Annotated in this window: 9 protein-coding genes; 8 read left to right on the top strand and 1 reads right to left on the bottom strand. The window is 53.5% G+C overall.

Annotated features, from left to right (window positions below; translation table 11 throughout):
* Positions 1-2: 2 nt before the first annotated feature.
* From DFP95_RS11850 to DFP95_RS11815, 8 genes are all read left to right on the top strand, one after another.
* A complete protein-coding gene (locus tag DFP95_RS11850; RefSeq protein WP_115992823.1) occupies positions 3-1655 on the top strand; it encodes an MGH1-like glycoside hydrolase domain-containing protein in 1653 nt (550 codons plus the stop codon).
* A 26-nt stretch (positions 1656-1681) separates the two neighbouring features.
* A complete protein-coding gene (locus DFP95_RS11845) occupies positions 1682-2557 on the top strand; it encodes a glycoside hydrolase family 43 protein (protein ID WP_115992822.1) in 876 nt (291 codons plus the stop codon).
* A gap of 568 nt (positions 2558-3125) precedes the next feature.
* On the top strand, positions 3126-4322 hold the full coding sequence (locus tag DFP95_RS11840; protein ID WP_181907367.1) for a carbohydrate kinase family protein: 1197 nt from the start codon (positions 3126-3128) through the stop codon (positions 4320-4322).
* 33 nt (positions 4323-4355) lie between these two features.
* The gene (locus tag DFP95_RS11835) at positions 4356-4928 is read left to right on the top strand and encodes a D-lyxose/D-mannose family sugar isomerase (protein ID WP_115992820.1); all 573 of its coding nucleotides are present in this window, start codon (positions 4356-4358) and stop codon (positions 4926-4928) included.
* Between the two features lie 337 nt (positions 4929-5265).
* The gene (locus DFP95_RS29615; protein ID WP_181907366.1) at positions 5266-8682 is read left to right on the top strand and encodes a fibronectin type III domain-containing protein; all 3417 of its coding nucleotides are present in this window, start codon (positions 5266-5268) and stop codon (positions 8680-8682) included.
* A 138-nt stretch (positions 8683-8820) separates the two neighbouring features.
* Positions 8821-9189: a DUF4180 domain-containing protein gene (locus DFP95_RS11825; protein WP_181907365.1), complete on the top strand. Its 369-nt coding sequence runs from the start codon at positions 8821-8823 to the stop codon at positions 9187-9189.
* Positions 9190-9286: 97 nt separating this feature from the next.
* The gene (locus DFP95_RS11820) at positions 9287-10474 is read left to right on the top strand and encodes an MFS transporter (RefSeq protein ID WP_115992817.1); all 1188 of its coding nucleotides are present in this window, start codon (positions 9287-9289) and stop codon (positions 10472-10474) included.
* Positions 10471-11001 carry a hypothetical protein gene (locus tag DFP95_RS11815; RefSeq protein ID WP_115992816.1) on the top strand — a complete coding sequence of 177 codons (531 nt, stop codon included), beginning with the start codon at positions 10471-10473 and terminating at the stop codon, positions 10999-11001. Before DFP95_RS11820 ends, DFP95_RS11815 begins: the two co-directional genes overlap by 4 nt.
* A 33-nt stretch (positions 11002-11034) precedes the next feature.
* Here the strand turns inward: DFP95_RS11815 and DFP95_RS11810 are convergent, their stop codons facing one another.
* Positions 11035-11865: a helix-turn-helix domain-containing protein gene (locus DFP95_RS11810; RefSeq protein ID WP_181907364.1), complete on the bottom strand. Its 831-nt coding sequence runs from the start codon at positions 11863-11865 to the stop codon at positions 11035-11037.
* Positions 11866-11966: the final 101 nt, after the last annotated feature.

The following is an 11966-nucleotide window of genomic DNA, read 5'->3' as shown; positions in this document are numbered from 1 at the left end:
ACATGAGTACCCTATTGGAGCGATTGCAAGCTTTGGATACGATGGGCAGAGCGGGCTCGCGGGATACGGATTCCGGTAAGAAGCTTCATGCGGAGTTCGTTCGATCGGGCGTTAAATTCGCGGCATCGCCCGGTAAGCTGGAGGATGTCTATTACGCTGCCGTCGGCAAGCTAGGCGATTGCGTCAAGCCGGACGCCCGAGGCAGGCCGGTATTGCAGGAGGGCGGCGTCTATCACGGCTGCTGGCTTGAAAGCACGGGTACGATCAACGCGGAGATTTTGTCGCGCTTCTGCCCCGACACCGCCCAATCGACTTTCGAGCAGTTCGCGGAGCTGCGGCGCGAGGACGGATTGCTTCCTTACAAGGTGACGGGGAACGGTCCCGTCTTCAAGCAAATCCAGTTGGTTACGCCGCCGGCGCGGAGCGCGTGGAACCATTATTCGATGAACGGACGCAACCGCGAGTTCCTTCTTCGAATGTATGAATCGCTAGCCGGCTTCGACGGCTGGCTGGCGCGGTATCGCAATACCCGCGGAACGGGCTGCGTGGAAGCGTTCTGTACGTTCGATACCGGACATGACTTATCGCCGCGGTTCTGGCACGTTCCGGATACGCCTTATATGGACGATCCGAAGCAATACGATCCTCATTCCCCCATCCTGCCGTTGTTGGCTCCGGATTTGACGGCAAGCGCTTACTGCGGTCGAGAATATTTAGCTCGAATGGCAAGCGAATTGGGGCTGGAGGAAGAGGCTATTGCTTGGAAGAAGAAGGCGGGCGAGACGCTGGAAAGCCTGGTCGCCCATTGCTTCAGCGAAGACGACGGCTTCTTCTACGATCTGGACAACAACGGAAGATTTAATCGGATTCAATCGGACGTCCTGCTGCGAGTGCTTGCCTGCGAGGTCGGCGATGATCGGTTTTTCGCGTCGTCGCTCGAACGTTATCTATTGAATTCGCGCAAATTTTTCTCGAAATACCCGTTTACGTCCATCGCGATGGACGATCCGCGCTTCGATCCGTTCACGACTTACAATACATGGGGCGGCGCCGTCAATTTCTTAAGCTTGATCCGTGCTCCGCACGCATTCGAAAAGCACGGGAGATACGTCGAGCTGACTTGGGTCATGCAGCCGATCGTTTCCGCGATATCGCGAATGACCAGGTTCGGCCAATGCCTTAGTCCTTGGACGGGCGAAGAAGGTTATACCGAAGCCTATTCGCCGGCGATTCTATGCATGTTGGATTATATCGAACGGATGTGCGGGATTCTTCCGACGCCGGAAGGCGAGCTTTGGTTCACCGGATTATTGCCGCAAACGCTCGACCATGGAGAGAAGCTGGCGGACGAGACGGCATATAGCCGCATAGTCGACGGATCCGAATATGAGCTTCACAATACGCGGGAGTTATGTTCGATCTATCGCGACGGTCGGCTGTTATGCCGCTTTCCCGCCGGCGTCCGGGTCGTAACCGATCGCTTCGGCTCTCTGGTCAAGCTTGTCGGAATGTCTGTTCGCCCATTGGAAAGCGCGTTGTTATGGGAAGATCGGGAACTTCCGTTCCAGGTTTCGGGCAACGAGGTCTTGAGGCTGGTTGGAGGGCAATTCGAGGTTGAATCGGCACCGGGCGTCGTATTGCCGACGTTTGCTTAAATCTTATTGGAGGGAGCGATTGGCGTATGTTATCGCTGAGTCAAATTCAGTTGCGCGACCCGTTCGTGCTCAAGCAGGAAAGCGAAGGCTGCTATTATTTATACGGATCGACGGACCCCGATATTTGGAAAGCCAAGGGCATCGGATTCGATGCGTACCGAAGCCGGGATCTGACGTTATGGGAAGGACCGTTTCCGGCTTTCCGGCCGGATAGCGACTTCTGGTCGGACAAGAACTATTGGGCGCCGGAGGTACACGAGTACAAAGGCAAATATTATATGTTTGCCACTTTCAAGGCGGATGGCGTATGCAGAGGCACGCAAATCCTCGTGGCCGACGGGCCGCTCGGACCGTTCCGTCCGCATAGCGACGGTCCCGTGACTCCGCGTGATTGGGAGTGCTTGGACGGGACTTTGTGGATCGACGCGGAAGGAACCCCTTGGATCGTATTTTGCCATGAATGGGTTCAAATCAAGAACGGAACCGTATGCGCCTTGCGGCTGTCGCCGGAGCTGGATCGGGCGGTCGGAGAGCCGATATTGCTATTCTCGGCGCAAGACGCGGAGTGGGTAGATTCGGTCAAAAACGGTGCCGGCTACGTCACGGACGGTCCTTACGCTTACGGGTGCGATAACGGCGAATTGCTGCTGTTATGGTCGAGCTTCCGTCAGGGACGGTATGCCCAAGGAATAGCGCGATCGAAGTCCGGGGACATTCTCGGGCCATGGGTTCAGGAACCGGCTCCGATATTCGAGAACGACGGCGGCCATGGCATGATATTCCGCACGTTCGAAGGGAAAATCATGTTGGCGTTGCATGCGCCGAACAATACGCCGGACGAGCGTCCGGTATTCATCGAGCTGTCGGAAGCGAACGGAAGATTGAGCGTTCGAGAGGGATGATGACCAGCTCACATCTTGAACGCGCTTCAAAAATGTATTGACCTTCACCGTGTGCCCGGCAGTTCTATTTGCCTCAAAGTCGCTCCGCGGAGTAAAATAAGCGCGCCGGGCGGTACTATTTGCCTCAAAGTCGATCCACGGAGGGAAATAAGCGTGCCCGGCGGTTCTATTTTCCTCAAAGTCGATCCGCGGAGGGAAATAAGCGTGCCTGGCGATACTATTTGCCTCAAATCGCTTCGCGGAGGGAAATAAGCGTGCCAGACGGTTCTATTTGCCTCAAAGTCGCTCCGCAGATGGAAATAAGCATGCCCCGGCGGTTCTATTTGCCTCAAGTTCGCTTCGCGGAGAGAAATAAGCGTGCCCCGGCGGTTCTAATTGCCTCAAATTCGTTCCTCGAAGGGGAAAAAATCTGCTAAAGTGAAAGCTGTCGAGAAAGCCTCGGCAGCTTTCGATGTTACAAAACAACATTTTATAGACTTTTACAACATTGTGATGCTATATTATATACAAAATAAGTGACATAAATGTTCGTTGGAAACACAACGGAGTCGCCATGGAGGAAATGCACATGAACGAACGGGCGCTGCCGATCGTCGTCGCAGGGCATATTTGCTTGGATATTATACCGGACATTCGCGTCCAACCAGCAGTCCGCTCCGAATTTCTAGTACCGGGCAAATTGGTGGATGTCGGTCCCGCCATGCTTGCCACGGGAGGAGCGGTATCCAATACGGGACTCGCTTTGCATCGGCTTGGTTTGCCGGTCAAATTGATGGGCAAAGTAGGCGACGATCTCTTCGGTGGCGCGATAGTCGATCTGCTGAGCAGGCATTCTCCCGAAATCGCGGATGGGATGATCGTCGCCAAGGGCGAGCAGACCTCTTACACGATAGTCATTAATCCGCCGGGAGTCGATCGGATTTTCCTTCATTGCACGGGGACGAACGATACGTTGACCGCGCAAGATTTCTCGGGGCTGTCCGCGACGGGAGCGAAAATCTTTCATTTCGGATACCCGCCGCTTATGCGCGCCATGTACGAGAATGACGGGGAAGGACTCGTTCGTCTTCTTGCCGGGGTTAAGGCGGAGGGCATGATCGCGTCCCTTGATATGGCGAAGCCCGATCCTGCTTCACCGGCCGGTCGAGCGGATTGGCGCTTGATACTCAAGCGGGCGCTGCCTTACGTGGATCTGTTCCTGCCAAGCTTCGAAGAGATCCTCTATATGCTTAATCCGAATCTGTATGCGGATATGATGGAAAGACAAGGCTCGGAGGATCTGTTACCGCAAGTGACATCCGAGATTCTGACGTCCATATCCGACGAGCTTCTGAACATGGGCGTTGCTATTGTTGGAATAAAGCTAGGCGAATACGGTTTGTACGTAAGAACGTCTCCGAACCCCGAACGGTTAAGAGCGATGAATGGATGGGCGAGCTCGGAAGAGACGATCGTCTCTTGGACCGGCCGCGAGCTGGTCGCGCCTTGCTTCCAAGTACGGGTGGCGGGCACGACGGGCGCGGGGGATTGCACGATTGCCGGGTTACTGGCCAGCTTCGCCCAGGAGGAGCCTATCGAACGGGCATTATTAGCGGCGGTCGGCGTCGGGGCTTGCAATGCCGAGCGAGCGGATGCGGTCAGCGGAATCAGGCCTTGGGATGAAATACAACGCAGAATAGAAGGCGGATGGGAGCAACGCAACGTTCACCCGAACGTTGCCGCGGAGTTCTCGAAGCGTTCGGAGGATGGATTGTGGGAGCGCTAAAGCAATGATTATCGGGAAGGGGAGTGAACATTCATGGCATTGAAACGAAGCGAAATACGAATCGTTCAAGCTCGGGCGGAGAGAATGCTCGGGGAAGCGGGAATCGTATTAACGGCCGAAGAGCGCGCAGGAATCGAAGTCGCCGGCTTCGGGCTGGACGACTTAGAGGAACAAGGACTGGAATTGATCACTTATATCAATACCGATCGCTATTGCGCCAAAGATCTCATTTTATTTCCTAGACAGACTTGTCCGGAGCATCTGCATCCGCCGGTCGGCGGCGACCCCGGCAAGATGGAAACTTTTCGTTGCCGTACCGGCCAAGTTTTCTTGTATTTGGATAGCTTGCCGGATGGCCCGGAGAACAGCGCGGAAGACATTCAAGCCGTCATTCCCGAACGAAGCAGACATTACTATACGGTGTTCCGGGAAGTCGTGCTGAATCCCGGCGAACAATACACGATTGCTCCGGGTACGAAGCATTGGTTCCAGGCCGGCCCGCAAGGAGCCGTCGTGTCCGAATTTTCCAGCACGAGCCGGGACGAATTCGATATTTTCACGGATCCGAATATCGTACGCATGCCCCTGATCGATGAAGACGAATAGCAGGTTGGCGGGTATCGGCTCATAACGCGTATAAAATTGACGTCACGGAAGTTCCCGTGACGTCAATTTTTTTGAAAATATAATTTGGAAAAACACATACAATGCTGGCTTTCGGTTAGGAGAAAATGGCTGACAAGAAGCAGGAATTCGTATTTAAAACAGTGAAATTTTATGATTTTCGTATTTGTGATAGTGTACGGGAATCGATGAAACGTGTCAGTATAGGGACGAGGGGAGGAGATAAAAGATCGTCGGCTTATCATCTTTGATTCGCAAGTCATGGCATGGCATGCAGTGATGAAAGGGAAGAAAAAAATGAAGCGAGGGATCAATGACGATGACGAGAAAGACCCAGACAACAGGAAAGCTTAAAACGAGAGTGTTGAGTATTTTGTGCGCTTTATCGGTTATGCTGCCGGTTATTCCGGCAACGACGGCTTTTGCCGCAACGATTAATGTAACCGCTTTCGGCGCGAGCGGTAGCGATACGACGGACGATTTAACCGCCATTCAGAACGCAGTCAATTCGGCGGCGAACGGCGATACCGTATTGATTCCATCGGGAACTTATTACTTATCCGCGAACGTAAACGGTAAAACCGGCGTCAAGATCGCGGGAGCAGGTCGCGACCTGACTACTGTAAGAATGACGTCCGGTTCAGGCTCGACCATGTTCTTCTATCTCCATAACGTATCGAATGCCGAAGTATCCGATATGACGCTCGACGGCAACAACAGCGGAGTGCTGCTGTCCGCGATTACGTCCGAATCGGGCACCGGCAACAAAATGCGGAATCTGAGAGTCAAGGATTTGGCCGCTTCGGCGGGATTCGGTCCGTTCGCGTTGTACGGAATCGGATCAACCTATCTCGAAATCTCTAATAATATCGTAACGAACACAGGCGTCAACTCCGACTGGGGCGGAGGCGTTCGCGTAGGATGGGGCTCCAACCATGCGCTGATCGAGAACAATACGATCGCGGATACCGGGCGCGGCGGGATTTTCGTCAACGACGATAGCGCCTACGCTATCGTCCGCGGCAACACGGTCACCGGTACGGGCAAGAAAATGGAAGGGCTTGGTATCGAGCTGCATACCAACACCGACTATTCCCTCATCGAGAACAACAACGTCGATCACTGGATAAGCGCGGTGCGTTCGAAATACGTAGCCGTTCGCAACAATATCGTGATGGCTAACGACGGATCGGTCGGACATATGGGCTTGGAAGTCATGGTCGACCACGGAGTTACGTCGAACAACCTGGTAGACGGCGGACAGCAGGTCGGCATGCAGCAGTCGCCTGGTACCGGTTATCAGTTGTGGAACTATAACACGGTCCAGAATATCGTCATGTGGGGGATGCAACTCCAAGGAGCCGGAACCGGATTCACGGAGCAATACCAATATTTCTACAAGAACAAATGGCAGAACGGCGCGACCGGCCATCCATCCGCGGCATACCCGGGTTATGACGGCAACGCGGTACGGATTCACGGCGACACGAAAAACATCGTGTTCGACAGCAACCAAATTATTAACAACGGCCGTAAAGCGATCGAGATCACGACGGCTTCCGGTACCGATAAACTGAGCTTCGTTAACAACACCATTACCGGGAACGGCGGGCCGTCGATCGACCAATATCCGTCCTCGGCTGCGGACTTGGAGTGGAGCGGCAATACGGTAAGCGGCAACGGCACGAACACGCAGCTTACGAGCCGCGGATTCGGCGATGCCAAACCGGTCGCGAATTTTACGGGTCCTCTCACGGTACAACTCGGCCAACCGGTAACGTTCACGAACACGTCGACCGATAACGGCACGATCGTCGAGAACTTATGGGATCTTGGCGAGGGCATCCCGGTTACGACCGCTAGCCCTACGTACACTTACCAGAAAGCCGGCACTTACAAAGTTATTCTAGGCGTCTGGGATAACGGAGGACGCGCTAGCGTCAAGGAACAATCGATCACGGTATTTACAGGACCGCCGGACACGACGGCGCCAACCGCTCCGACAAGCTTGTCCGCTCCGACGAAATCGAACGTGACGGTTGATCTGTCTTGGACGGCTTCGACCGATAACGTAGCGGTCATCGGTTACGACGTTTATAAAGGCGGCGTGTTGGCGGGCTCTACTTCGGGAGCCGGCGCAACAACATTCACGATTACCGGCTTAACGCCTAGCACGGCATACAGCTTTACGGTTAAGGCCAAAGACGCTTCCGGTAACGTATCCGCGGCAAGCAACACGTTAAACGTAACGACGGACGCGGGCGATACTCAAGCGCCTACGGCACCGACCGGCTTGACCTCGCCGGCGAAGACGGACACGAGCGTCAGCTTGTCCTGGTCGGCTTCCACGGACAACGTAGGCGTAATCGGTTATAACATCTATAACGGATCAACGTTGGCAGGCACGACGACGGGAGCTAGCGCGACGTCCACCACGCTTACGGGCTTGTCGGCAAACACGACGTTTACCTACACGGTCAAAGCTAAGGATGCTTCGAATAATTTATCGGCGGCGAGCAATTCGTTGTCGGTGACGACGGATCCGGCTGCGAACTGGACGCTCTGCGCGGGCGAAAATAACTTATGTTCTTTCAGCGGTACGAAACAAGTGCGATATGGAGTAACGGGTAGCTACGTGTACGGAAACTATACCAATTCCGTTATGTGCTCCAATAATTCGTTCGGTAGCGACCCTGCCGCAGGCCAATATAAGCACTGCGATGTTAATCTAGCGGGCGGAAGCGGCGGTGACACGCAAGCGCCGACAGCTCCGGCGAATCTGACTTCGCCTTCCAAGACGGCCAATAGCGTTAATCTATCTTGGACGGCATCGACGGACAATGTCGGCGTAACCGGTTATGATGTTTACAATGGAAGCACGTTGGCCGGTTCCACAACCGGAGCTACGACTTTCACCGTGAGCGGGTTAACCGCGAATACCGCCTATACGTTCACGGTTAAGGCGAAGGATGCGGCAAGCAATGCTTCGGCCGCGAGCAACTCTCTCAACGTGACGACGAACGCGAGCACGGACACTCAAGCGCCGACCGCGCCAACCGGACTTTCTTCACCGTCGAAAACAAGCACGAGCGTTAATCTATCTTGGACGGCATCGACGGATAACGTAGGCGTTACGGGTTACGACATTTACAACGGCAGCACGCTTGCCGGCTCCACAACCGGAGCGACGACCTTTACGGTCAACGGTTTATCCGCTAGCACCGCGTACTCGTTTACGGTTAAAGCCAAAGACGCTGCCAATAACGTATCGGCGGCAAGCAGCGCGCTTAGCGTAACGACGAATGCGGCGTCCTCTCCTACGAACGGGATCATCGGTCAATATTACTCCGGCAATTTCGGAACTTTGGCTTTAACGCAAACCGATGCGACCATAGACTTCGATTGGGGCGGCGGCAGACCTACGCCGGATGTACCGGGTGAATGGTTCACTGCCAGATGGACAGGGAAAGTACAGCCTCAATATACGGAAACGTATACCTTCTATACGGATACCGACGATGGAGTTCGCCTATGGGTTAACGGCCAGCAATTGATCAACAATTGGGTTTCCATGAACGGCGAACTCAGCGCGACGATCTCGTTGACCGGGGGCGTGAAATACGACATCGTGATGGAATTCCTAGAGAACGGTGGAAACGCGCATGCGAAGCTCTCTTGGTCTAGCGCTTCGCAATCGAAACAAGTAGTTCCTAACGGACGTTTGTTTACGAGCTAACTCATATCGGAATAGAAAGGACCGCCGAACCTCAGGGTTCGGCGGTTTTTTGCGCGCTTAGGGATGGGGTTGATGTTCCGTAATTGGGTAAAATGGAAGTAAGCGGGTGCCAGGAAGCCCGCAATGTCAAGGAGGGATATGAACATATATTATAACGTAATAGAAACGGGCGCGGAAAGCTATGTCGAATGCGGTTCCGAGCATTCGTCGCTACGCACGGAGCAGGATGCGCTTGAACTCGTAACCGCATGCAGGGAAAACGAGACATCGCTACTGATGCTTCACGCGGATTCGCTTTCGGAAGATTTCTTTAAGCAAACAACTGGCGTGGCGGATCAGACGCTGCGACTTCTGTCTAACGACCGGGTAAAGACGGCTATTGTTATCCCCGACGATTTTACGATCGAAGGCGAGTTTAACGAACTTGATGTTAAATCCCTATCGGGCGACGGAATCGGCGTATTCGATAATAGAATCGATGCCGAACGGTGGCTGATCGATATATAAGCGGAGTCGTTCGCGGATTCATGCTATAATATAGCCTTGTTTCGGTGCATAATCGAATCAAGGCTATTTTAATTCGCAGTAAGGAGATGCTACAAGCTTGTCTACCGGGAATTCTGCTAACGCTTTCGTCATCTCGCGATACCGATTCGCCACCTTACTGTTGGTCGTCGTCGTAGCCGGGATGAGTCAAGGGCTTCTTCTTCCTTTGCTATCGATTCTGCTGGAACGTTCCGGTATTTCCTCGGACGTGAACGGTCTCAATTCTACGGCGTTGTATATCGGCGTGTTCTGCACGATGTTTATTATCGAGAAACCCGTCGTTCGTTACGGCTACAAGAAAGTCATCATAGCGGGCATATCGTTGATCGCAGTTTCCGTGCTTCTGTTTCCGGTGAGCCAATCGCTCGGATTGTGGTTCGCTCTCCGTTTGCTAGTCGGAATCGGCGATAGCGCTTTGCATTATGCCACCCAATTGTGGATCGTAACCACTAGCCCGTCCGAACGAAGAGGAAGATATATTTCCTTGTACGGAATGGCGTACGGAACGGGATTCAGCATCGGTCCGCTTGGCATCAATCTGCTCCCTTTCGGAGATGCCGTTCCTTTTTTAGCTACCGGTTTCTTCTTTCTAGTTGTGTTAATACTCGTGCTTCGGCTGCCAAACGTGCTTCCGGAACGAGCGAAGAGAGGCGAATCGGCAGAAAACCGCTTCATTAACGCCTATCGGATCGCGTGGTTCGGATTAATCCCCGCCATGCTTTACGGTCTCATGGAAGCTTCGATGAACAGCAGCTTTCCCCTGTACGGATTGCGGATCGAATTGGGCAAAGAATGGATTTCCTTGCTGCTGCTCTCTTTCGGAATCGGAGGGCTCATCCTGCAGCTGCCGCTTGGCATATGGAGCGACCGGATCGGACGCAAACCGGTATTGATCGCCTGCGGGGTGACGGGTGCCTTCGTCTTCGCGGCGATTCCGCTGGCGGAGGACCGCGTGGAATGGCTTGTCGTGCTCTTCGCGCTGGCAGGGGGACTTGTCGGATCGTTTTATTCCCTCGGTTTGGCGTACGCCGCGGATCTATTGCCGCGTACGATCATGCCGGCCGCCAACGTCATCGCTTCCATTCATTTCAGCATCGGGAGCATCGCCGGACCGATCATCGGCGGATACGGCATTCGCTATGTGTCCCCGCATAGCATCTTCTGGATATTGAGCGGAGCTTTCCTGTTGTTTGCCATGTCGGGCGTCGTCGTATTCCGATTCCAATCTAGGAGGACAAGTACATGAGTTCAAGAACGGAAAGCGTTCCGTATGGCTACGAGCCGCCGAAGGATGGAGATAAGGGGACGTTGATCTATTACGACACGTTCGAGACGACCACGGACGAACAGTTGGAACGCGCTATAGAGATCAATTCGGACCGATCTTTCGCCAAGCTCGTGTTGTATCCGATACACGAGGAAACGATGAGAAGGATGTCGAAGAAGCCGACTAGTCCTTATTATAAGCGGGAAAAACGTTTGCTCGAATGGAAACGGGAATACGATCGCGGGGAGGTCGAGTTCGACGGTTGGGAAGGAAAGAGGAAGAAGTATACGCCAATGGAGGCGGCTCTGCGGCATTTGACGGAGACGCTGCCCGGTCCGCATTTTCTGTTCCTTACGCCCGATATGGCCAATTCGTTCGCTTCGTTCTCTTCCTTCGAGGAATGGATCGTAAAGGTAAGGCTCATTCTGACGTCGGTTACGGAAGCAGCTCTGCATCCTCGGCTTGAACGATATCGCCACCGGTGGGATTGGGGAGACGGGGAATAAACCCGAAACGAGTGGCATTCGCGGCTTCCGATCCTATGAGGCATAAATTCCGCGAAATTCGGTCGGACTGAAACCCGTTTCCTTGCGGAAAAACTTCGTGAAATGATTCGTGTCGGGGAATCCCGTAAGGGCGGAGATTTCCTTGATGCTGAGGGCGGTCGTCATCAACAAAGTTTTCGCTTTCTCCGCTCTTTTGCGATTGACGTATTTATGTGGCGAAACGCCGAATCGCTTCTTGAAATAGGCGATAAAATAATTCGGATGCAAGTGCAGTAGCGAGGCCAATTCGTCGACGCTGATGCTTAAGTGAAGATGCTTGTCCACGTAATCGTGAATAACGTTGAGCCGGTTAATCTCTTCGCTTCGATGCTGCAGCACTTGAACCGGAACATGCTCCAGATACGTCGCCAATATTTCCAGCATCACGGATTTCTGTCTAATTAGAGTGACCAGGGCGGAGCTTCCTTGCGGTTCGACTAATCGTTCGAATAGCCGGGAAACCCGTTCTTTGTCATGGATATCGATACAATACGGAACGCCGATCCATTGGAACAGGTCGAACGCGCCGGCCCTCGTCGTGAAATGGCACCAATATTTAAGAAAGGCATTATCGTTGACGGCGGAATAGCCTTGGTTCGTGTATGCCGGCGCGAAGAAGAGCTGGCCAGGACGCGGATGAATGGTTTGTTCCTCGACGCGTACCCAACCTTCCCCCTCAAGAATGAAATAAAACTTGTTATAGTCCGGCGAATGGTCGAGATTGCGCCATTCGGGGGTGCATTGCGTCCGGTAAGCCGCCGTGACGTCGATCTGCAGGTTATGCAGCAAATCCGCTATCGCCTGCTCGCTCTTGATTGAAGCCATCCCCATTCACGACCTTTGCTTCTTCTTTTCTCGACTCTATTCTAATGGATTGTTCACGCGATGTGTATGCTGAGTTTTGTACCCTTCATTCTTAGCTTCAT

Source organism: Cohnella lupini, from assembly GCF_003386205.1.
GTDB lineage: Bacteria > Bacillota > Bacilli > Paenibacillales > Paenibacillaceae > Cohnella > Cohnella lupini.
The sequence above is the reverse complement of the archived record's forward strand: the minus strand, read 5'-3'. Positions and strand labels throughout refer to the sequence as shown.

Coding starts and splice junctions, on each gene's coding strand:
- DFP95_RS11840 (WP_181907367.1), top strand. CDS start 3,126: ATGAACGAACGGGCGCTGCCGATCGTCGTCGCAGGGCATATTTGCTTG.
- DFP95_RS11810 (WP_181907364.1), bottom strand. CDS start 11,865: ATGGCTTCAATCAAGAGCGAGCAGGCGATAGCGGATTTGCTGCATAAC.
- DFP95_RS11850 (WP_115992823.1), top strand. CDS start 3: ATGAGTACCCTATTGGAGCGATTGCAAGCTTTGGATACGATGGGCAGA.
- DFP95_RS11835 (WP_115992820.1), top strand. CDS start 4,356: ATGGCATTGAAACGAAGCGAAATACGAATCGTTCAAGCTCGGGCGGAG.
- DFP95_RS11825 (WP_181907365.1), top strand. CDS start 8,821: ATGAACATATATTATAACGTAATAGAAACGGGCGCGGAAAGCTATGTC.
- DFP95_RS29615 (WP_181907366.1), top strand. CDS start 5,266: ATGACGAGAAAGACCCAGACAACAGGAAAGCTTAAAACGAGAGTGTTG.
- DFP95_RS11845 (WP_115992822.1), top strand. CDS start 1,682: ATGTTATCGCTGAGTCAAATTCAGTTGCGCGACCCGTTCGTGCTCAAG.
- DFP95_RS11815 (WP_115992816.1), top strand. CDS start 10,471: ATGAGTTCAAGAACGGAAAGCGTTCCGTATGGCTACGAGCCGCCGAAG.